This window comes from Roseibium aestuarii (assembly GCF_008477545.1).
In the GTDB taxonomy this organism is placed as follows: domain Bacteria; phylum Pseudomonadota; class Alphaproteobacteria; order Rhizobiales; family Stappiaceae; genus Roseibium; species Roseibium aestuarii.
In genome coordinates this window covers 62,342-82,657 of sequence record NZ_VORA01000002.1, presented here as the reverse complement: position 1 = coordinate 82,657, position 20,316 = coordinate 62,342, and the positions used below count along the sequence as shown (strand labels likewise).

Annotated in this window: 20 protein-coding genes; 12 read left to right on the top strand and 8 right to left on the bottom strand. The window is 64.7% G+C overall.

The genetic code is table 11. The annotated features are described in order from the left end of the window. Nucleotides 1–5 precede the first annotated feature (5 nt). From FR728_RS08900 to FR728_RS08875, 6 genes are all read left to right on the top strand, one after another. Entirely contained in the window at nt 6–2,420 is a 2,415-nt protein-coding gene (locus tag FR728_RS08900) for a patatin-like protein (RefSeq protein ID WP_208998744.1), read from the top strand. A gap of 93 nt (nt 2,421–2,513) precedes the next feature. Continuing rightward, nucleotides 2,514–3,371, top strand: a complete 858-nt coding sequence (locus FR728_RS08895) for a sterol desaturase family protein (RefSeq protein WP_149892353.1) — start codon at nt 2,514–2,516, stop codon at nt 3,369–3,371. Next, nucleotides 3,368–4,162 (top strand): sterol desaturase family protein, encoded by a 795-nt coding sequence (locus FR728_RS08890; protein WP_149892352.1) that lies wholly within the window; start codon nt 3,368–3,370, stop codon nt 4,160–4,162. Before FR728_RS08895 ends, FR728_RS08890 begins: the two co-directional genes overlap by 4 nt. 38 nt (nt 4,163–4,200) lie before the next feature. Then, nucleotides 4,201–5,022 (top strand): sterol desaturase family protein, encoded by an 822-nt coding sequence (locus FR728_RS08885; protein ID WP_149892351.1) that lies wholly within the window; start codon nt 4,201–4,203, stop codon nt 5,020–5,022. Nucleotides 5,023–5,062: 40 nt separating this feature from the next. Then, nucleotides 5,063–5,446 (top strand): fluoride efflux transporter CrcB, encoded by a 384-nt coding sequence (gene crcB / locus FR728_RS08880; protein WP_149892350.1) that lies wholly within the window; start codon nt 5,063–5,065, stop codon nt 5,444–5,446. A gap of 168 nt (nt 5,447–5,614) precedes the next feature. Beyond that, the gene (locus FR728_RS08875) at nt 5,615–6,640 is read left to right on the top strand and encodes an RluA family pseudouridine synthase (RefSeq protein ID WP_149892349.1); all 1,026 of its coding nucleotides are present in this window, start codon (nt 5,615–5,617) and stop codon (nt 6,638–6,640) included. Nucleotides 6,641–6,717: 77 nt separating this feature from the next. Here FR728_RS08875 and FR728_RS19335 read toward each other — a convergent pair whose 3' ends face one another. Next, the gene (locus tag FR728_RS19335; RefSeq protein WP_188318847.1) at nt 6,718–6,882 is read right to left on the bottom strand and encodes a hypothetical protein; all 165 of its coding nucleotides are present in this window, start codon (nt 6,880–6,882) and stop codon (nt 6,718–6,720) included. 322 nt (nt 6,883–7,204) lie between these two features. Here FR728_RS19335 and FR728_RS08870 point away from each other — a divergent pair, with 322 nt between their 5' ends. The 3 genes from FR728_RS08870 to FR728_RS08860 all read left to right on the top strand — a co-directional run bounded on the left by FR728_RS08870 (nt 7,205) and on the right by FR728_RS08860 (nt 9,015). After that, nucleotides 7,205–7,438 (top strand): DUF2798 domain-containing protein, encoded by a 234-nt coding sequence (locus tag FR728_RS08870; protein ID WP_149892348.1) that lies wholly within the window; start codon nt 7,205–7,207, stop codon nt 7,436–7,438. Nucleotides 7,439–7,558: 120 nt separating this feature from the next. Then, complete coding sequence (locus FR728_RS08865; RefSeq protein ID WP_244304509.1) at nt 7,559–8,248, top strand: HAD-IA family hydrolase; 690 nt, start codon at nt 7,559–7,561, stop codon at nt 8,246–8,248. Then, on the top strand, nt 8,248–9,015 hold the full coding sequence (locus FR728_RS08860; RefSeq protein WP_149892346.1) for an ATP12 family chaperone protein: 768 nt from the start codon (nt 8,248–8,250) through the stop codon (nt 9,013–9,015). The genes FR728_RS08865 and FR728_RS08860 overlap by 1 nt, the downstream gene beginning before the upstream one ends. Before the next feature lie 309 nt (nt 9,016–9,324). Here FR728_RS08860 and FR728_RS08855 read toward each other — a convergent pair whose 3' ends face one another. From FR728_RS08855 to FR728_RS08840, 4 genes are all read right to left on the bottom strand, one after another. Then, entirely contained in the window at nt 9,325–10,056 is a 732-nt protein-coding gene (locus FR728_RS08855) for a proteasome-type protease (protein ID WP_149892345.1), read from the bottom strand. 154 nt (nt 10,057–10,210) lie between these two features. Next, on the bottom strand, nt 10,211–11,026 hold the full coding sequence (locus tag FR728_RS08850) for a transglutaminase family protein (RefSeq protein ID WP_149892344.1): 816 nt from the start codon (nt 11,024–11,026) through the stop codon (nt 10,211–10,213). Between the two features lie 50 nt (nt 11,027–11,076). Next, a complete protein-coding gene (locus tag FR728_RS08845) occupies nt 11,077–12,027 on the bottom strand; it encodes an alpha-E domain-containing protein (RefSeq protein WP_149892343.1) in 951 nt (316 codons plus the stop codon). A 3-nt stretch (nt 12,028–12,030) separates the two neighbouring features. Then, complete coding sequence (locus FR728_RS08840; RefSeq protein ID WP_149892342.1) at nt 12,031–13,455, bottom strand: circularly permuted type 2 ATP-grasp protein; 1,425 nt, start codon at nt 13,453–13,455, stop codon at nt 12,031–12,033. Nucleotides 13,456–13,726: 271 nt separating this feature from the next. On the opposite strand from FR728_RS08840, the gene FR728_RS08835 reads away from it, so the two are divergent. Further along, nucleotides 13,727–15,259 carry an acyl-CoA carboxylase subunit beta gene (locus FR728_RS08835; protein WP_149892341.1) on the top strand — a complete coding sequence of 511 codons (1,533 nt, stop codon included), beginning with the start codon at nt 13,727–13,729 and terminating at the stop codon, nt 15,257–15,259. A gap of 378 nt (nt 15,260–15,637) precedes the next feature. Here the strand turns inward: FR728_RS08835 and FR728_RS08830 are convergent, their stop codons facing one another. From FR728_RS08830 to FR728_RS08820, 3 genes are all read right to left on the bottom strand, one after another. After that, the gene (locus FR728_RS08830) at nt 15,638–16,009 is read right to left on the bottom strand and encodes a hypothetical protein (protein WP_188318846.1); all 372 of its coding nucleotides are present in this window, start codon (nt 16,007–16,009) and stop codon (nt 15,638–15,640) included. Between the two features lie 154 nt (nt 16,010–16,163). Next, nucleotides 16,164–16,586 carry a dihydroneopterin aldolase gene (folB, locus tag FR728_RS08825; RefSeq protein WP_244304507.1) on the bottom strand — a complete coding sequence of 141 codons (423 nt, stop codon included), beginning with the start codon at nt 16,584–16,586 and terminating at the stop codon, nt 16,164–16,166. A gap of 112 nt (nt 16,587–16,698) precedes the next feature. Next, a complete protein-coding gene (locus FR728_RS08820; RefSeq protein ID WP_149892340.1) occupies nt 16,699–17,187 on the bottom strand; it encodes a hypothetical protein in 489 nt (162 codons plus the stop codon). A gap of 293 nt (nt 17,188–17,480) precedes the next feature. On the opposite strand from FR728_RS08820, the gene FR728_RS08815 reads away from it, so the two are divergent. Next, a complete protein-coding gene (locus FR728_RS08815; protein ID WP_149892339.1) occupies nt 17,481–19,493 on the top strand; it encodes an acetyl-CoA carboxylase biotin carboxylase subunit in 2,013 nt (670 codons plus the stop codon). A 102-nt stretch (nt 19,494–19,595) separates the two neighbouring features. Further along, nucleotides 19,596–20,252, top strand: a complete 657-nt coding sequence (locus FR728_RS08810) for an HAD hydrolase-like protein (protein WP_149892338.1) — start codon at nt 19,596–19,598, stop codon at nt 20,250–20,252. The last annotated feature ends 64 nt before the right edge of the window (nt 20,253–20,316 follow it).

The following is a 20,316-nucleotide window of genomic DNA, read 5'->3' as shown; positions in this document are numbered from 1 at the left end:
CGGCCATGAAGGAAATCGAGCTCAGGCTCGCCCTGGTGTTCTACGGTGGCGTATCGCTGGCGATCTACATGCACGGGGTCAGCCGGGAAATCCTGAACCTGGTGCGGGCCTCTGCCCGGCGCGACGAGCGCGGGCTTCTCAACGACACCACCGGCAGCACGCAGCGCAAGGGCGGGGCGGCCGAAGCCGCATGGGGCGCACTGCTCGCCCATCTGGGGCAATCGGTGAACGTGCGCGTGGTGGTGGACACAATTGCCGGAGCGTCGGCCGGTGGGGTCAACGGCATCATGCTCGGCCGGGCGCTCGCCCATGACCTGCCGCTGGAGGCACACCGGGATCTCTGGCTGAAATATGCGGATGTGACCCAGCTCGCCAGTCCGCAGGCGGGCATCGGCCGGTTCATGAAGTCGGGCATTTCGCCGGTGCTCGACCGGCTGGTCTCTTCCCGGCTCAACAAGGGCGTGGCCGATGACGAAACGCGGGACAAGCTGCGCCTGCTCATGCAGTCGCCCTGGTTCGAGCCGCCGTTTTCCGGCAAGCGCTACATCGGCTGGATGCTGGATGCCTGCGCCAGGATGGACGAGGATTACTGCGCGGGCGCGAGCCTCATTCCCACGGGCCAGAGCCTCGATCTCTTCGTGACGCTCACCGATTACACCGGGCAATTGCGGCGCATCCGCATCGACGATCCGGCCTTCGTGGAGGAGTGGGACCATCGGCGTGTGGTGAATTTCCACGCCCGCCACCGGGTGCCGAAGGTGATCCAGAGCCAGTTCGATCCGGCGAGCGTGCCCGAGCTGGTCTTCGCCGCGCGGGCGACGTCCTCCTTCCCCGGCGCCTTTCCGCCGGCCTCGCTGGCGGAGTTGGACGAGGTGCTGGCCGAGCGGGGCGAGACCTGGCCCCATCGCGAGCCCTTTGTGGCGCGCGGGCTCGGGCTCAATGGCACCGGGTCTCGCAACCGGTATTTCGTCGATGGCAGCGTGGTGATGAACAAGCCGCTGGCCCCGGTGATCGAGGCGGTGCGCGCCCGTCCTGCCGCCCGCGAGGTGGCCCGGCGTCTGGTCTATGTGGATCCGGTGCCCAAGGCCCTACCGCAGGCGGTGGAGACCAACGGCACGATGCCCGGATTCTTCAAGGTGATCCTCGCCTCGCTCGCCCACATTCCCCGCAACGAGCCGATCGGCGATGACCTCAAGGAGATCGAGGCCCATAACCGCCGGGGCCGGTGGCTGACCCAGACCATCGAGGCGGCCGATCCGGTTGTGGAGCGCACGGTCAAGGCCATCCTGCCGGGATGGGGCAAGGTCAGCGCCGAGCGGCTGTCGCGCTGCCGTGCCCAGGCCAATACGGCAGCCCACGATCAGGCGGGCTATGCCTATCTGACCTATCAGGCGCTGAAGCTGCATTCGGTCAGTGACCGGCTGGAGCAGTTTCTCGCAGGCATTCTCGGGTGCCTGCCCGACGATCCGGTTCCGGCCTGGCTGGATCTTGCCCTGTCGTCGCTTGCCTCCGGACGGGGTCAGGGCGGCGCGGAGACCGGGCAGGGGGATCCGGGCGAGCGGGCCCTGCGCAAGATCGGCTTCCTCGTGGGCCATGACGTGGACTACCGGGTGCGGCGGTTGCGCTTCGTGGTGCGCCGCCTCAACGGCTTCTATCACCGGGAGGATGTGCGCAGCGCTCCGGGGCTGAGCGACGCGCTGGACCTGCTCAAGCGGGAAATCTATGCGCAGATCGACCAGTTTCTCGTCTGCTGGGACCGCGGCGCGCTCGAGCCCGAGATCCTTGCGGAGATCCGGGAGGTTCTGGGCCCGGACCGTGCTGGCGCTGCAGGAAGCGCCGGGGCGGGTGGAGCGGACCCGGACGAAGAGGCGGGCCTCATCCGCCTGCGCACAGCCCTGGCCTATCTCGAGACCCGTTTCGATCTGAAGAGCAAGGACCGGGAGGTCGACGTGCTCTTTGCCGAAAAGGCTTGCGAGGTGCTGCCGCGGCCGCTGTGGCGCGAGCTGCTTGGCGCCTATGTGGGCTTTGCCTTCTATGACCTGACGATCTTCCCCGTGTTGCAGAGCAATGACTTTGCTGAGGTCAGCGACATTCTGGTCGACCGGATCTCGCCGCCGGACTGTGCGGCCTCGCGCCGGGCGGAGATCAGCCTGAAGGGCGCGGCGCTGAACAATTTCGGAGCCTTCTTCAACCGGCGCTGGCGCGAGCACGACTATCTCTGGGGACGGCTGAACGCGGCCGAGCGACTGGCTCAGATCGTGGTCTCCGTCAGCGGTCATGCTCCGGCGGAAGAGGATCCGGTGGTGGCGGAGCTGATCGAAAACCTGTTCGAAGCGATCTTGCAGGAAGAGGAGGGGGTGCTGGCCACCGATCCCCTGCTGATTGCGCAGACGCGCAAATCCCTGAGCATGGGTGCATGAATTTTGCACTGCGGTCTAGGAATTGCCCCCCTGCTGTGATGTGATCGGCACGAGATTGACGATCCGGGGACATTGGCCTTGCAGGGACATGACATGGCAAGCAAGGAAGCGGGCGCCGCTGCCGGCGTGGGGGCTGTTGACGGTTTCCTGCCGGAGGTCGCGGATGTGCTGATTGAGGGGCTGACCCTCTTCAGCCTGCTCTATGTTGCGAGCCTGATTGTCCTCTTCACATCCGGTCTGGTGATCACCGCGTGGAATGCACGCCATCCGGAGCGGCGCATTCAGGCGCGGGAGGGACGGGACCGCACGGTGGCCGACATCCGCTCCTCGACCCTGCAGCTTGCGGTCACGTCCGGATGTCTCGCCTTCGGTCTTCTGATGCAGTCGCGGGGCTGGGTGCTGTTCGCGCCACTGGAGCTGAGCTGGTGGAGCGCGCCGCTGCTCTTCGGCCTGTCGCTGGTGTTGCACGATGCCTGGTTCTACTGGGGCCATCGGCTGTTGCACACCAAGGCCTTTTACCGCTTTCACCGGCCGCATCATCTCAACGTGACGCCGACCGTGTGGTCGAATGATTCGGGCTCCACCGTGGATACGCTTTTCGCCCACAGCTACTATGCGCTGGTGCTGCTCGTCCTGCCGCTGCCGGCGGCGGTCTTCCTCGCCCACCGGCTGTTCGATCAGGTGAGCGCCATGGTCGGCCATGCGGGGCATGAGCATTTCGCCGGCGCCAGCGCGCGTCATCCGCTACCGTTCCTCTGCACGGTCTTCCACGACCAGCATCACCAGTATTTCGTCTACAATTACGCCAACTACTTCTCCTGGTGGGACCGGATCTGCGGCACCATTCACCCGACCTATGACGGGCGCGTGGCCGAGTTCGAGGCCGTCTATGTGCGACAGGCAGAGGACGCGCGGCTGATGGGCGAGGCGGACAAGGCGCGCTCCTCATGACGGAAGCGCCTGGCCTGGTGACGGAATTCCTGCTCGTCTTCGCCGCGATCTACGGCGCGTCTCTCGGCGTCTATTTCGCGACCGGACTGGTGATGAACGCGCTGAATGCCCGCCATCCGGAGCGGCGGATCCAGAAGGGGCGGGACGGGATGAGCCGGGCACGGGTGGAGATCCTCGCCTCGCTCAAGGCGCTTGGCACCTCCGCCGCGCTGCTTTCGGCCGGCTTTTTCGCGCAAACGCAGGGCTGGGTGCTCTTCGAGCCGCTGGCGCTCACCTGGTGGTCCTTTGCGGGGATGTTCGCGCTCTGCTTCGTTCTCTTTGACGGCTGGTTCTACTGGGGGCACCGGATCCTGCACTGGGGGCCGCTCTACCGCTTCCATCAGCCCCATCATGCGTCGGTGGCGCCGACGGTCTGGTCCAACGACAGCGCGACCACGGTCGACACGCTGATCGAGCATGGGTTCTATCTGGTGGTCTGGCTGGTCCTGCCCGTGCCGGAGCTGGTGATCTTCGCGCTGCGGCTCTTCGATCAGGTGTCCGGCATGATCGGTCATTCGGGATTCGAATATTTCGCCGGCCGCTCGTCGCGGGCGCCGTTTCCCTTTCTCTGCACCACCTATCACGATCTGCACCACTCGCAGTTCCACTATAATTTCTCGAATTTTCTGTCCGTGTGGGATCGGTTGATGGGCACGGTGCATCCACGCTATGACCTGATCGTCGAACAGATCGAGGAAACCGGCGAGATCCCGGAAGCGCGCGAGACGCGGGTGCGCCGGCCGATTGGCTGAAGCTTGCGGACGCTCGCAGGAAGGTTACGGAAAACAAGATGTTGAATCAGGTTCTTGATGTCATTCTTGAGTTCTTGCCGATCTGGGCAGCCTGCTACGGGATCAATCTGTTCCTGTATTTCGCGACCGGCTGGGTGCTGGTCGCCATCCAGAACCGGCATCCGGAGCGGCGCATCCAGCAGAACAGGCGGGGCGAGAAACGTCAGGCCAAGGAAATTCGTCAGAGCGTGATCTCGCTGCTCGTGACCACCGGGTGCCTCGCCGGGGGCATTTTCCTCTCGCTCAAGGGCTGGACGCTGGTGCCGCCGCTGGAGCTGAGCTGGCTGTCGGCCATCGGCATGTTCATCGTCTCGGTGCTGGCCTTCGACACCTGGTTCTACTGGGGCCATAGGTTGATGCACACGAAGCTGTTCTACCGTTTCCATGCGCTGCATCACCAGTCGGTCGCGCCCACGGTCTGGAGCACCTATTCCGACGATCTGGTCGATGCCTTCGTCATGCAGAGCTATTATCTCTTCGCGGTGATCGTGCTGCCCATTCCCGTCGAGGTGCTGATCGTCCATCGCCTGTGGGACCATTTCAACGGGACCATCGGCCACTCGGGCTTCGAGTTCTATGCCTCGCCCCTGTCGCGCATTCCCTCGCCCATGGTCTGCGTCACGTTCCACGATCAGCATCACGCGAAATTCCGCTACAACTACGCCAATTTCTTCTCCTTCTGGGACCGGGTCTGCGGCACCATCGCGCCAAATTACGATGACGAGGTGAAGCGCTTCGAGGCCCTGGGCAAGGGGGAGGCTGTCCCCGCCGCTTCTGGGGCAACCGAGCCGCGCAAGACATCCGTGCCTGCGGGCGAATAGCAAGAGGACAGGGCGCGGGTCGCGCAAGGGTCGCAAACATATGCAGAGCATTCTTCTCGTCATTCTCGGCGGTGGCCTGGGGGCCGGTGCGCGTCATCTCGTCGGTCTGGCGACGCTGCGCCTCTTCGGCCCGGGCTTTCCCGTCGGCACCCTGGCGGTGAACATCCTCGGGTCTCTGGCCATGGGGCTTTTCATCGGCTGGATGGCCAAGTCGGACATGGGCGGGCTGCAGAGCCTGCGTCTCTTCTTTGCCACGGGCCTGCTCGGCGGCTTCACCACCTTCTCTTCCTTCTCCCTCGACACGGCCTTCCTGTGGCAGCGGGGCGAGGCGGTTCTCGCGATGGGCTATGTGCTCGGCTCGGTGGTGCTGTCCATCTCGGCCGTGTTTGCCGGGCTGATGATCATGCGCCACACGCTGAGCTGAGGCGGCACAGGCACCGGGGCAGGCGGCGAAATTCTCGAGCCGGGGCTTTCAAAATCCGCGCATGTCGCCTATACGCGGTGCCAAGAAGTCAGGATGGCGCCGGATATGCCCGTCGCCCGGCGCCAGATCGAACGACGGTCACCGGCGCCCGACGCAAAAGTGCAAGACATGTCCGGTATCGAACAAAAGACAGTGACCGCCGATGAGGCGGGCATGCGCCTGGACCGTTGGTTCAAGGTGCATTATCCGGGGCTGGCCTTCGGCCGCCTGCAGAAGCTCCTCCGCACCGGCCAGGTGCGTGTCGACGGCAAGCGCGCCGACGCGAACACGCGCATCGCTGCGGGGCAGATCGTCCGCATTCCGCCGCTCGGGGTGGAACTGCCGGCCGACGACAAGAAGAACGCCAAGCCCAAGTCCACCAAGCTCATCGACGATGACCGCAAGGCTATCGAGGAGATGATGCTCTACGAGGACGCGCATGTGATGGTGCTGAACAAGCCGGCCGGTCTGGCGGTGCAGGGGGGCTCTGGCCTCAAGCGCCATCTGGACGGCATGCTGGATGCCTTCACCGACCGCAAGGGCAACAAGCCGCGCCTCGTGCACCGGCTCGACCGGGAAACCTCGGGCATTATCCTCGTGGCGCGGACCCGGCTGGCGGCACAAGAGCTGACCAAGGCCTTCCGTCACCGCAACACCCAGAAGGTCTACTGGGCGATCGTTGCCGGCGTGCCCAAGCCCCGTCAGGGGCGCATCTCCACCTTCCTGGCCCGCTCCGAAGAAATGGAAGCCATGCAGGTGGTGCGCCAGGGCGAGGACGATGCCCAGCACGCGGTCTCGCTCTACAACGTGTTCGAGCAGTCCGGCCAGAAGCTGAGCTGGGTGACGCTGAAGCCCGTCACGGGCCGCACGCACCAGCTGCGCGCCCACACCGCCCATATCTGCCACCCGATCATCGGCGACGACAAGTATTTCAACATCGAAAACTGGGAGCTGCCCGGCGGCATCCAGAACCGCCTGCATCTGCTGGCCCGGCGCATCGTGATTCCTCATCCGTCGGGTCACGGCATGATCGACGTTTCCGCGCCGCTGCCGCCGCACATGCAGCAGACCTGGAACCTGCTGGGCTTCGACGCCACGGATTACGATCCGGAAGTGGATGATCCCCAGGATGACGGCCCGCCGCGCAAGCGCTGAGCAAAGACGTATCTTCAGGAAGGCGGTCCCTCGGGGCCGCCTTTTTTCGTGGGCCCCACCGGTCGGTTCAACGGGTCCTAGTCGAAAAGCGCGATCAGGCCGATGGAGACCACCAGGACCATCAGGCCACCGAGGGCGAGTTTCCAGAAGTCGGCACGCCGCTTCAGTCCCGGCCAGCCGAGCGGGCGGATGAGCTGGATGGCAGAGAGGGCAAGCAGCAGCAGGAGGATGGCCTTGGTCACGGCGGGCGGGGTCCGATCCGGTTCGAGATCTCGTCAGCCCTTCGTTTAGGAAGATCCGGGACACTTGTCGAGGGTGCAGGCGGTATGACTTGCCTTGCGCGGAAGCTGCAGCTATTCAACACGAGCCTGAAAGATTTTCTGGCCGGTTGGTTATTCCGGCCTCCGCTCCTCCCACCCTTGAGCGGAAATCGTCACCCTCCCGTGATCCCATGGCACCCTGTTTTCATGCGGGAACAGCGGTGCCGTGTCCGGATGACGGTTCTCGATGGAGCGACCGCGTGCGGAGCCACCGCCGTTCCCCGAGCGACCAAGGCACTCTCCCATGCTCGATACCAAAACCGTGATTCTCGCACAGGTCTTCATTTCCGGAATGATGGCCTTTCTCATGACCGGCTTCTTCGGCTTCCTCAACGACGGCCCGACGCAGGCCTTCCTGATCCACTGGCCGCAGAGCTTTCTGACCGGTTGGCCCGTGGCCTTCGTCTTCTCCCTCGGGGTCGGCCCGATCGCCTTCAAGATCGCCGCACGCCTCATGGATCTGCTGCGCCGGGGCTGATCGGGGTTTCAGGGCGCCGGGGAGGGCGGTCTTGACCGGCGGGACAAAAGACGGCACATGGCGGTCACTCCTGTGCCCTTCGCGGTGCGGAGCATCCTTTTCCCCGAAAGAGAGCCCTGCGTGTCCGATCCCCTCCTGATCATCTTCGACTGTGACGGCACCCTCGTCGACAGCCAGCATACGATCCTGCACGGTCTTCAGGTCGGCTTTGATGCGGTCGGCCTGACCATGCCGCCGCGCGATGTGGCCCTGTCCATCGTGGGCTTGTCGCTGGAACGGGCCTTCGAGGTGCTGGTCGGCAGCGAGCACGCCTCGCTTGCGCCGCGCATGGCGGACGCCTACCGCACGGCCAAGATCGACCGGCGGGCCTCCGGCGAGGATCAGGATCCGCTCTATCCCGGCGCGCTCGAGGTGCTTCATGCGCTTCATGCGCGTGACGACGTGCTGCTCGGGATTGCCACCGGCAAGGCCCGGCGTGGTGTGGACCACATGGTTGCGACCCACGGGCTGGAGGGGCTGTTCGTGACCATCCAGACGGCGGATACCTCTCCCTCCAAGCCCCATCCGGACATGATCCTGCGGGCGCTGGCGGAGACCGGGCTTGCTCCGGAACGCACCGTCATGGTGGGCGATACCAGCTTCGACATGGAGATGGCCCGCAACGCGCGCACCCATGCGCTGGGCGTCACCTGGGGCTATCACGACCGGGCCCGCCTCATGAATGGCGGCGCGCAAGCCATCATCGATCATTTCACCGAATTCCAGCAGGCCTGCGACGGTCTTCTGGTGGCCGAAAAGGAACCTGCCTGATGCGTGACGATCTCACCCGCGCCAGCGAAACCGACAAGAGCCCCGAACAGCTGGCCCAGGAGCTGTCGAAGCGGGAGTTGCCGAAGCGCTTCTACCAGGTGGCGACCCATGCAGCCGTCGAGGGCGGCTTCACGGTGCATCTGGACGGCCGTGCGGTGAAGACCCCGGGCAAGGCACCGCTGGTCGTGGCCGCCGAACCGCTGGCCCGGGCCATGGCGGCCGAGTGGCAGGCCCAGGAAAAGGTCATCGATCCGGGGCAGATGCCGCTCACCCGCATCGTCAACTCCGCGATTGACGCGGTCGCCCTGCGTCAGGCCGAAGTGGCCGATGATGCGGCGAAATATTGCGGCACGGATCTCCTGTGCTACCGGGCCGACGGCCCTGACGCCCTGGTGGAGCGGCAGCGCCGCCACTGGGATCCGGTGCTGGCCTGGGCGGAGGAGCTGCTCGGCGGCCGTTTCGTCCTGATCGAGGGGCTGATCCACCGCTCCCAGCCGGAGAGCCTTCTGAAGGCCTATCGGGCGCGCCTCGACGGCCTCGATCCCCTGCGGTTGGCCGCCTTCCACACCGCCGTGACCCTCACCGGGTCGGCCGTGCTGGCCCTGGCGCTGGCCGAGGGCCGGCTGACCCCGGACGAGACCTGGTCGGCGGCCCATGTGGACGAGGACTACAACATCGACCTGTGGGGTCAGGACGCCCAGGCCGCCCAGATCCGCGCCTACAAGAAGGCCGAATTCGACGCGGCCTCGCTGATCCTGAAGGGGTAAGGCATTGAGGGGGCGGAGCCCTTTCGCGCCATGCCCTCCATCGTCATCCCCGACTTGATCGGGGATCCAGCACTCCCGGAGGGGGGCAGGACGGCAGACGCCGGCGGTTACTGGCAACTGTGTTGTCACGCGGCAGCCTGCCCAGCCACGACGCCCTCTCGATAGTCATCCTCGGGCTTGTCCCGAGGATCCAGTTCTCTCCAAAGATGATGGGAAAACTTCGCTGCCTCAGCGGGTTACTGGATCCGTGCCTGCGCAGGGATGACGATGTGGCGCAGGGATGACGCGGAGGGCTCCCTGCGTGACGGGTCAGACGTCGAGCGGGTCCATGTCGGTGAAGGCGTCGCGCAGGGCGTCGGACCAGCCCTTGGAGAGTTTCTGGAAATAGGGATCGTCCTGCTGGATGCGCAGCTGGCGTTCGGCGCTGAAGCTGTCCTTGTTGTAGAGCAGCAGGTCTATGGGCATGCCGACGGAGAGGTTCGAGCGCAGGGTGCTGTCGAAGGAGAGCAGGATCATCTTGGCCCCTTCGCCGAGGCGCATGTCGGGACGCGCCACACGGTCGAGGATCGGCTTGCCGTATTTGTGCTCGCCGATCTGCAGGAAGGGGGTGTCCTGACCGACCTCGATGAAGTTGCCGGCGGAATAGATCTGGAAGAGGCGCGGCTCCTCGCCCTTGATCTGGCCGCCGAGAATGAAGGTGACGAAGAAATTGTCCGCATTGGCGTTGAGCGCCTCGCCGTCGATGGCGCGGACCTCGCGCACGGCGCTGCCGACCAGCCGGGCCGCCTGGAACATGGTGTCCACGCTCATCAGGGTCGGGCGGCCTTCGGGCGCGGTGTTGATGTGTTCGCTCAGGATGGAGATCACCGCCTGGGTGACGGCCAGATTGCCGGCCGACAGGAGGGTGATCACCCGGTCGCCGCGCTCTTCCCAGACATGCAGCTTCTTGAAGGTGGCGATGTTGTCGAGCCCGGCATTGGTGCGGGTGTCGGCGGCAAAGACGAGGCCACGGTCCAGTTTCAGGCCTACGCAATAGGTCATGTGTCACGTCCATCGGGAGGCACGGCGCGGGCCTCGGTCGGCCCCGGATCCGGCACGTTCATCGCGCCGGGAGCGGGGCAGGTCAGATCTGCGTCAGGGAAGAGCAGGCGCGTGACCCGGGCGCGGGCCCGTCTCGCGGCCTCAGGGCCCAGGGCTATTGCTGCTGCTGGCTTGCAGCCTGGGCAACCTCCACCTCGACCCTCAGGTTCTCTTCCTGTCCGCCGAAACGGATGCCCCTGATGGGAGCAGCGGAACGCGAATCAAGGCCGGTGGTCAAGCGGATATAGCGGTCGGTCGGGCAGATAGCATTGGAAACATCGAAGGCCAGCCATCCGAGCCCCTTCAGGTAGACTTCCGCCCAGGCATGGTGGGCCTCGGAGGCGCCTTCTTCCTCCAGCAGAAGATAGCCGGAGACATAGCGGGCCGGGATTCCGAGAGCGCGGGATGCGGCGATGAAGATGTGGGCGTGGTCCTGACAAACTCCTTCGCCCGCCGCCAGGGAGGAGATGGCGGTGGCATGGGTCTGGGTGACGCCGACCTTGTAGTCCACCTTGTCGCGGATGGCGTGCATCAGCGCATGGAAGCCGGCGATCTGGTCACTGTTCTCGGCGACGCTGGCCAGCCGCCGGATCGCCTGGTTCGGCTGGGTCAGCGGGGTGAAGCGGGTGTAGATGCGCGGCGGGGTCTGGCCGTCGTCCTCGCCCAGCATTCCCGCCTTGTCCTCGGTCTGCACGGTGCCGCGGGCGGTGATCTCCACCTCCTCGACGATGCCGGAAGAGGAGACCATCTGCACCCAGTTGCCGAAGGCATCCACATAGGAGGTGGCGCGCTCCATGCCGGGGGCTTCCACGGTCCAGTCGATGACCTTCTGGCCGACACAGTCCCGCGGGGTCAGCCGGATTTGCTGCATGGCATTGGCCAGCGGGCTGTCATAGCGGTAACGGGTCGTGTGTCGGACAGTCAGCTGCATGATCGTCTTCCGGTGGCGGTTCCAGGGGCGTGCCGGGCCTGAGCCGCGGCTCAGGCGAAGTTGTAATCCGCGGAAAGCTGCGTGGCGAAATGGTTGTTGCGGGCCATGAACTCCATCAGGAATTCGTGCAGGCCCTTGCGATAGACATCCTGAATGGAGGTCTCGCGCATGGTCTTCCAGTTTTCCGCCGCCAGATCGATGGAGGCCTGCCGCTCGCCGTAGAACTGGGCGAGGTCTTCGGCCGCATCGTCCATCCAGTCGCAGCAATGGGCGAGAGAGCGGGGCATTTCCTTCCGCAGGATGAGGAATTCGGCGATGTTGGTCGCCTTCAGCTTGGCGTCGGGATAGGCGAAGCGGTAGCTGCGCAGGCCCGAGAGCGCCCGGAGGATGCCCGACCACTGGTGCCGCTCCATGGAGCCGTCACCGATCACGTCATTGTCGGGCAGGAGCAGCCAGTACTGGGTATCCAGGATGCGGGCGGTGTTGTCGGCGCGCTCGACGAAGTTGCCGAGCTGGGAGAAGAAGTAGCCGTCATCCCGCAGCAGGGTGTTGAGCAGCGCACCGCGGAAGAGATGGGCCCGCTGGCTGACCCAGGCGAGGAAGTCGGGCAGGCGTTCCTGGGTGATCGACTGGGGATTGACGTCCATGAACTCCAGATAGGTGGTGTTCAGGCTTTCCCAGATCTCCGCGGTGATGCCCGTGCGCACGGCGCGGCCGTTGTTGCGGGCATTCTCCAGGCAGATGCGCACCGACGACGGGTTGGTCTTGTCGAAGAGCAGGTAGTTGATCACGCCGCGCGGGGTCAACTCGCCGACCTTTTCCGTGTAGCCGAACTCCGAGCCGGAGGCGGTGAGCGCGAAGCGCCAGTCGCCGGCCTCGTTGACGCCGTTGGAGGGCATCATGTCGGTGCGATAGGCCACTTCAAGGAGCTTGGCGATGTTCTGCGCCCGCTCCTGATAGCGGGACATCCAGAAGAGGGAGGCTGCGGTCCGTCCGAGCATGGCTTAATCCTCCAGCACCCAGGTGTCCTTGGTGCCGCCGCCCTGGCTGGAATTCACCACCAGGGAGCCCTTCTTCAGCGCCACGCGCGTCAGCCCGCCGGGGGTGATGCGCACCTGGTCGCCGATGAGCACGAAGGGACGCAGGTCCACGTGGCGCGGGGCCACGCCGGACGCCACATGGGTGGGGCAGGCAGACAGCGCCAGCGTGGGCTGGGCGATGTAGTTCGACGGATTGGCCATCAGGATCTTTCGGAAATCTGCAATCTGACGCTTCGAGGCGGTGGGGCCGATCAGCATACCGTACCCCCCGGAACCGTGGACTTCCTTCACCACGATCTCGTCCAGATGGTCGAGCACATAGGCGAAGTCATCCTCGCGGGCGCAGTGCCAGGTGGGCACGTTGTTCAGGATCGGTTTCTGGCCCGTGTAGAATTCGATGATCTCCGGCACATAGGCATAGATGGCCTTGTCGTCGGCGATCCCGGTTCCCGGGGCGTTGCAGATCGTCACGTTGCCGGCGCGATAGGCATCGAAGAGGCCCGGAACGCCGAGCATGCTGTCCGGGTTGAAGGTGAGGGGATCGAGGAAGGCATCGTCGATGCGGCGATAGATCACGTCCACCTGGCGCGGTTCGCGGGTGGTGCGCATGAAGACCTTTCCCTCGTCGACGAAGAGGTCGCGCCCCTCCACCAGCTCGATGCCCATGCTGTCGGCCAGGAAGGCGTGTTCGAAATAGGCGGAGTTGTAGATGCCCGGCGTCAGAAGGACGACGGTCTGCTGGGACTTGGCCTGGTCCGGCCCCACGCTTTCCAGGGTCGCGCGCAAGAGGTCGGGATATTGCTCGACTTCGGCCACCCGGTGCATCTGGAAGAGGTCCGGGAAGAGCCGCATCATGGTTTCCCGGTTCTCCAGCATGTAGGAGACGCCGGAGGGCGTGCGGGTGTTGTCTTCCAGAACGTAGAACTCGTTCTCCGAGACCCGGACGAGATCCGTGCCGATGATATGGGCATAGACCTTGCGGGCGGGGGTGAAGCCGACCATTTCCGGCAGGAAAGCCGCGTTCTGCAGGATCAGCTCGGACGGGATGCGTCCGGCACGCAGGATTTCCTGGCGGTGATATATGTCATGCAGGAAGGCGTTGAGGGCGCGCACGCGCTGGTCGATGCCGGCAGAAAGCCGCCGCCACTCGGCCGCAGAGATGATGCGGGGAATGGGATCGAAGGGGATCAGCCGCTCGGTCGCCTCGTGGGCGCCATAGACCGCGAAGGTAATTCCGAGGCGGCGGAAGATCGTCTCCGCCTCGCGGGACTTGCGCTTCAGGAAATTCGGCGGCTGCTTGGCGAGCCACTCGGACAGCAGGGAATAGGCAGAGCGCGGGAGACCGCTTTCTTCCAGCATTTCGTTGAAAAAGGACCGGTTGTCGGACATTGCCTCCCCTTTGGTCGTTGCCCCGTTGTTAGGCAAGCATGACAAATTTACAGAATAGGTCAAAGCGCATTCTCAGGGCGTCCCTGCCTAGAAGTTGAGCATCTCGGGCCCGCAGACGCAAGGGCAGGCCCGAAACCTCAGGCCGTCGTCCTGCGCCGGGCGCCGTGCCAGGTCGTCTTCTTCTGAGCCACATTCCTCTTTGGTCGACTTTGCTGGGTGGTGCGACCATGCTAGGGAATGCGGACGACAAGAGCCTTTTGGGGGACGCGCAATGAAGGAAATCCTCGCCGAACTGGAATCCCGTCGGGAGACGGCCCGCCTTGGGGGCGGCCAACGGCGGATCGATGCCCAGCATGCGAAGGGCAAGCTGACGGCGCGCGAACGCATCGAACTCCTGCTGGACGAAGGGTCCTTCGAGGAATTCGACATGTTCAAGGTGCATCGCTGCACGGATTTCGGCATGGAGGAAAGCCACATTCCCGGTGACGGGGTGGTCACGGGCTGGGGCACGGTGAACGGCCGCACCGTCTATGTCTTCTCCAAGGATTTCACCGTCTTCGGCGGATCCCTGTCGGAGACCCATGCCCAGAAGATCATCAAGATCCAGGACATGGCCCTGCAGAATCGGGCGCCGATCATCGGCCTGTTCGATGCGGGCGGCGCGCGCATCCAGGAAGGTGTGGCGGCGCTGGGCGGCTATGGCGAAGTGTTCCAGCGCAATGTGCTGGCCTCCGGCGTCATCCCGCAGATCTCCGTCATCATGGGCCCCTGCGCTGGCGGCGACGTCTATTCCCCGGCCATGACCGACTTCATCTTCATGGTGCGCGACACGTCCTACATGTTCGTGACCGGCCCGGATGTGGTGAAGACCGTGACCAACGAGACGGTGACGGCGGAAGAACTGGGCGGCGCCTCGGTGCACACCACCAAGTCGTCGATCGCCGACAAGGCCTTCGACAATGACGTGGTCGCCCTTCAGGAGGTGCGCCGTCTCATCGACTTCCTGCCGATGAACAACCAGGCCGATGTTCCGGAAATCGCCAATTACGATGATCCGACGCGCGTCGACACCAGCCTGGACACGCTCATTCCCGACAATCCGAACAAGCCTTACGACATCAAGGAACTGATCGCCAAGACCGTCGACGAGGGCGACTTCTTCGAGATCCAGCCGAGCTTTGCGGGCAACATCGTTGTGGGTCTGGGCCGAGTCGAAGGGCGGACCGTGGGGATCATCGCCAACCAGCCGATGGTGCTTGCCGGGGTTCTCGACAGCGATGCCAGCCGCAAGGCTGCCCGCTTCGTGCGCTTCTGCGACTGTTTCAACATTCCGCTCGTCACATTCGTCGACGTGCCCGGCTTCCTGCCCGGCACCGCGCAGGAATATGGCGGGCTGATCAAGCATGGCGCCAAGCTGCTCTTTGCCTATGCGGAAGCGACGGTGCCGAAGGTGACCGTGATCACCCGCAAGGCCTATGGCGGGGCTTATGACGTGATGAGCTCCAAGCACATCCGCGGCGACATCAACTATGCCTGGCCGAGCGCGGAAATCGCCGTGATGGGAGCCAAGGGCGCGGTCGAGATCCTCTATCGCTCCGAACTCTCCGACAAGGAGAAGATCGCCAAGCGCACCAAGGACTACGAGGACCGGTTCGCCAATCCCTTCGTGGCAGCGGAGCGCGGCTATATCGACGAGGTCATCCGTCCTCACTCCACCCGCCGCCGGGTCAGCCGGGCTCTGGCGCTGCTGCGGTCGAAGAACCAGCAGAACCCCTGGAAGAAGCACGACAACATTCCGCTCTGAGCGGAGCTATCAGGACAAGCGGAAAGGGCGGCCAGTGGCCGCCCTTTTTGCGTGATGATTGGGGTTGATGGAGGCGCTGCGATCAGGGACGTCTGAGCCGGGGTGGGGCACGCCGTGCGGGGTTCTACGGGGTCACCCGATAGGCTCTCCGCTCACCGATCCCGGATCGTCGGGCGAGCCCTCGTCGGCGAGGGCGACAACAGGGGCTGGTGACCAAGCCGAGGGCCGTGCATGACAGCGCTTCGGGCCGGTGACCAGCCTCTCCACCGTCATTCTCGGCCTTGAGCCGAGAAACCAGTCTTTTGACCCGGCGGGCTGCCGACTGGATGCTCGGGACGCGCCCGAGCATGACCACGAGAGACGATAAGACCTCTGCGGTCAGCGCCGCTCGAAGAGTTCGCCGGGCCGGAAGAGGGGCTCGACGCATTCATAGGCCACCGGACACTGGGCCACGTCCTTCGTCGGACCGTACTGCACACGCAGCACCTCGCGCGGATCGCAGTAGCTGCGATTGGAGACGAACAGGGAATAGGTCGTGTTGGAGGTGGTGAAGACCACATGGCCATTCTGGCGAACCATGTCCTGGGCCTTGGCGCAGGTGAGCTGGCGCAGATCCGGACGGGCCTGTGCAGAGGTCACGCTGACGAGCGCTGCGGCAGCGAGGAGGGCGGCTGCGCCGAAGCGCCGGGTGAGGGCGCGGCGCGGGGCGCTTTTGGGGGCGGCTTGAGAGGTCGTACGGGCGATGGACATCGGTGGCTCCTTGCAGGGGCATGCGGGCGGACGGCACGCGGGTCTTCCCCGGCATGTAGGTCGGCCCGCGGCCATTTCAAAGAGCAACGAGATGGGAACAGCCCGGTTCCCGCGCTGAATAACGGGTCCAGAGCGACCGGGGATCGCAGCGCTGTCAGGCCTTGCGGGCGCGCGTGATCTCGACGGAGACCATGCCGGTGGCGATGGGCAGGGGCGCGCCGGGCTTGCGCACCTTCACGCGCACCTGCTCGATGCGGGCGTCGGCCGCGAGAATCGCGTCGCAGACCACCTGCGCCAGCCTTTCGAGAAGCTGCACGCGGCTGCCGGTGACGGCATGTTCGGCCGCCTTCACGAGGCTCGCATAGCAGACCGTGTCCGCATAGGCATCGGTCTGGCCGGCCGTCGACAGGTCCAGCCAGCAGGTGAGGTCGATCAGGAAGCGCTGGCCGAGACGGGCCTCCTCGTCGAAAACGCCGTGATAGGCGAAGAAGGACAGGTCGTTGAGGTGGATGGCGTCCATGATGACTTCGAAACTCGCAAGGAAAGGGGCAACGGGCCGGCGGGCATCGCGGCTCACGTTCAGGCATCTGCGGGCCGGGTGTAGTCACGCCGGCCGGCAAAATCCAGAGCGAAGTTGCGTCAATCGAGTTCTTGTGAGCGCGCGGGCCGTCCGTCCGTTTGCGGCGGGGCTATTTGTTGAAGTCGGGCGGGCAGACCTCGGGCGAGAGAGTGGTTGCGGCGCCGGCCAGCGAGAACACCGCAAAGCGGTCGTCGTCGAAGAGCACCTGCAGGCGCACGCCGCCGCGCAGGCGGTTCCACAACACGGTGTATCCGTCGGCGCCGGCCGGGCTGTCAGTGCGCACATAGCCGCGGTCATCTGCGGGCATCTGGATCATGTGCCGGTCGACCACCACCTTGATCGGCTTGCGGGCCGGGGCGTTGCGTCCGTCGATGTCCACGTCGATCACGGTTCCGGCGGTCTTCCGGTCCCGGTTGCACCAGATGGTGAAGCGGGAGCCCTGACCGGTCTCGGTCCAGAACTTCTGGAAGCCCTGAACGGTCTCCTGATGCCACATCTGTCCCGGCCCCGCACCGGCCCCTGCCGCAGCAGCCGAGGTTGTAGTTTCGGCGAGGGCGCAGAATACGCCCAGCATCAAGGTGCTCGTCAGTCTCGTCATTGCCAGAAGTCCCCCCTTTGAAACGGGAAACATTCGGACAGAAAATCGTTAAAATTGACTATAACCTTACGTCAGATGCGGGGTCTCTTCAGGTTTCGGGGTGCCAAATATCCTTTGGGGAGCGATCCATGCCTGACGGGGGCGGGGGCGACGGAACATGGAGCAGGGTGCGGGAGCCGCGCCGGGTCACTCCGCAAGGGCATTCTTCTTTGGCCTTATTGCGCGCTGCGGGGGAGCCGCCTACAAAACAGATCGAGGAAGCTGAAAACACGAAAATCCAGGGCGGAGCGCCAATGTTTTCCAAGATACTGATTGCCAATCGCGGGGAGATCGCCTGCCGTGTCATCAAGACGGCGCGGCGCATGGGGATCAAGACGGTCGCGGTCTATTCCGAAGCCGATCGCAACGCGCTCCATGTGGAAATGGCGGACGAAGCGGTCGCCATCGGACCGGCGGCTGCGGCCGAATCCTATCTGGTTGCCGACAAGATCATCGCTGCATGCAAGCAGACCGGGGCGGAAGCCGTCCATCCGGGCTATGGGTTCCTGTCGGAGCGTGCGAGCTTCGCCGAAGCGCTGAAGCGCGAGGGAATTGTCTTCATCGGGCCCAATCCCAAGGCCATCGAGGCCATGGGCGACAAGATCGAATCAAAGAAATTCGCCAATGACGCCAAGGTCAGCACGGTTCCCGGCTATCTGGGCGTGATCGAGGATGCGGACCACGCGGTGAAGATCGCCGCCGAAATCGGCTATCCGGTGATGATCAAGGCGTCCGCCGGCGGCGGCGGCAAGGGCATGCGCATTGCCTGGAACGAGGCAGAGACCCGCGACGGGTTCGTCCGGTCCAAGTCCGAGGCGGCCTCGTCTTTCGGCGATGACCGGGTGTTCATCGAGAAGTTCATCGAGAGCCCGCGCCACATCGAAATCCAGGTTCTGGGCGACAAGCACGGCAACGCGATCTATCTGGGCGAGCGGGAATGCTCGATCCAGCGCCGCAACCAGAAGGTCATCGAGGAGGCTCCGTCGCCGCTTCTCGACGAAGCCACCCGCCGCGCCATGGGCGAGCAGGCCGTGGCCCTTGCCAAGGCCGTGGACTATGACAGCGCCGGCACCGTGGAATTCGTGGTCGGTCAGGACAAGAGCTTCTTCTTCCTGGAAATGAACACCCGCCTGCAGGTGGAGCACCCGGTCACCGAGCTGATCACCGGCATCGACCTGGTCGAGCAGATGATCCGGGTCGCGGCCGGCGAGAAGCTCTCCATCGCTCAGGACGACGTGAAGCTGAACGGCTGGGCGGTGGAAAGCCGCATCTATGCCGAGGATCCCTATCGCAACTTCCTGCCCTCCATCGGTCGTCTGGTGCGTTATCGCCCGCCGGCGGAGGAGAGTGCTGAGGGCATTACCGTGCGCAATGACACGGGCGTGGTCGAGGGCTCCGAGATCTCCATGTTCTATGACCCGATGATCGCCAAGCTGGTGACCCACGGGCCGGACCGGGCCTCTGCCATTGCGGCCATGAGCCGGGCTCTCGATGCGTTCTATGTGGACGGGATCCAGCACAACGTGCCGTTCCTCACCGCGCTCATGGGGCATGAGCGCTGGAAGGAAGGTCGCCTGACCACCAATTTCATCGCCGAGGAATATCCGGACGGCTTCTCCCCGCCCGAGCCCGACGACGCGGCGCGCGGCATTCTGGCCGCTGTGGCCCTGTCCATCGGTGCGCTGCACCGGGAGCGGCTGGATCATCTGCCCGGACGCCTGAGGGCGCATTCCGGTCAGGTGCGCGAGGACTGGGTCGTCAAGCTGGACAAGCATTACGTGCCGCTGCGCCTGGCCGCCGGGTATCCCGCAGCTCCCATCGAGATCGATGTGGTGATCGATGGCGGCTATGCGGTGACGGTCCAGTCCGACTGGCGCCCGGGCGATGCGCTCTGGACGGGTCAGGTCGGCGAGGATCACGTGGTGGTTCAGGTGCGCGCCGTTGAGAGCGGCTATCGCCTCGACTGGCAGGGTTACAGTGTGATGGCCCGCGTCATGACCCCGCGGATTGCCGAACTCGATGCGCTGATGCCGGAGAAGATGCCGCCGGACACTTCGAAGATGCTGCTCTGCCCCATGCCGGGTCTGGTGGTGTCCATCGCCGTCTCCGAGGGCCAGGAGGTCAAGGCGGGCGAGCAGCTTGCCGTGGTCGAGGCCATGAAGATGGAAAACGTGCTGCGTGCGGAACGGGATTGCGTCATCGGTGCCATCAAGGCAAAAGCAGGTGACAGTCTGGCGGTCGACGCGGTGATCATGGAATTCGAGTGAGCGAAACCCCTGGTCGCGGCCGCCTTCGGGCGGCCCGGCCTGCGGGCGCCTCTCTCTCGTGTTCCGGCCCCACCTCCCTGCGGCGGCCGTTGTCTGGCCATCATGACCCTTACCGCAGCTCTTTTTGATCTCGACGGAACCCTGACGGACCCGTTCGAAGGGATCACCCGTTCCATTCAGTATGCGCTCGAGAAGATGGGTGCGCCCGTGCCGCCCCAGTCCGACCTGCGCTGGTGCATCGGTCCGTCGCTCTGGGACAGTTTCGCGGTGCTGCTGGAGACCGCCGACCGGGCGGAGCAGGACAGAGCGGTCGCCTTCTACCGCGAGCGCTATCGCAGCCAGGGTCTTTTCGAGAATGCGCTGATCAACGGCATCGAGGGCGTCCTGCAGGGGTTGCAGGGACGCGGCGTGCGGCTTTACGTCGCCACCTCCAAGCCCCATGCCTATGCGGGCACCATCGTCGATCACTTTGGCCTCGGCCGCTATTTCGTGAAGGTCTACGGGGCCGAGCTCGACGGGGTGCGCTCCGACAAGGCTGAGCTTCTGGCCTATCTCCTTGAAAACGAGGCGGTAGATCCGACCCGGGCGGTGATGGTCGGCGACCGCAAGCATGATCTGGTGGGCGCGCGGGCTACGGGTGTTCCCGGGATCGGCGTCTTGTGGGGCTACGGCGACCGTCTCGAACTTGAGGCAGAATCGCCCATCGGTCTGTTCGACCGGCCCAAGGATCTTGAAGACTTCCTGCTGTCGATGACGTAAGACCCTCGACTAATGCATGCAAAGGGTCATGACGCAGCGTCATGCTAACCTTTTGTTTGCCGGA

Bases quoted from the DNA above. Each gene is read 5' to 3' on its own strand.
- FR728_RS08900 (WP_208998744.1), top strand. From the start codon at position 6: ATGAAGGAAATCGAGCTCAGGCTCGCCCTGGTGTTCTACGGTGGCGTA.
- FR728_RS08895 (WP_149892353.1), top strand. From the start codon at position 2,514: ATGGCAAGCAAGGAAGCGGGCGCCGCTGCCGGCGTGGGGGCTGTTGAC.
- FR728_RS08890 (WP_149892352.1), top strand. From the start codon at position 3,368: ATGACGGAAGCGCCTGGCCTGGTGACGGAATTCCTGCTCGTCTTCGCC.
- FR728_RS08885 (WP_149892351.1), top strand. From the start codon at position 4,201: ATGTTGAATCAGGTTCTTGATGTCATTCTTGAGTTCTTGCCGATCTGG.
- crcB (WP_149892350.1), top strand. From the start codon at position 5,063: ATGCAGAGCATTCTTCTCGTCATTCTCGGCGGTGGCCTGGGGGCCGGT.
- FR728_RS08875 (WP_149892349.1), top strand. From the start codon at position 5,615: ATGTCCGGTATCGAACAAAAGACAGTGACCGCCGATGAGGCGGGCATG.
- FR728_RS08870 (WP_149892348.1), top strand. From the start codon at position 7,205: ATGCTCGATACCAAAACCGTGATTCTCGCACAGGTCTTCATTTCCGGA.
- FR728_RS08860 (WP_149892346.1), top strand. From the start codon at position 8,248: ATGCGTGACGATCTCACCCGCGCCAGCGAAACCGACAAGAGCCCCGAA.
- FR728_RS08855 (WP_149892345.1), bottom strand. From the start codon at position 10,056: ATGACCTATTGCGTAGGCCTGAAACTGGACCGTGGCCTCGTCTTTGCC.
- FR728_RS08850 (WP_149892344.1), bottom strand. From the start codon at position 11,026: ATGCAGCTGACTGTCCGACACACGACCCGTTACCGCTATGACAGCCCG.
- FR728_RS08845 (WP_149892343.1), bottom strand. From the start codon at position 12,027: ATGCTCGGACGGACCGCAGCCTCCCTCTTCTGGATGTCCCGCTATCAG.
- FR728_RS08840 (WP_149892342.1), bottom strand. From the start codon at position 13,455: ATGTCCGACAACCGGTCCTTTTTCAACGAAATGCTGGAAGAAAGCGGT.
- FR728_RS08835 (WP_149892341.1), top strand. From the start codon at position 13,727: ATGAAGGAAATCCTCGCCGAACTGGAATCCCGTCGGGAGACGGCCCGC.
- FR728_RS08830 (WP_188318846.1), bottom strand. From the start codon at position 16,009: ATGTCCATCGCCCGTACGACCTCTCAAGCCGCCCCCAAAAGCGCCCCG.
- FR728_RS08820 (WP_149892340.1), bottom strand. From the start codon at position 17,187: ATGACGAGACTGACGAGCACCTTGATGCTGGGCGTATTCTGCGCCCTC.
- FR728_RS08815 (WP_149892339.1), top strand. From the start codon at position 17,481: ATGTTTTCCAAGATACTGATTGCCAATCGCGGGGAGATCGCCTGCCGT.
- FR728_RS08810 (WP_149892338.1), top strand. From the start codon at position 19,596: ATGACCCTTACCGCAGCTCTTTTTGATCTCGACGGAACCCTGACGGAC.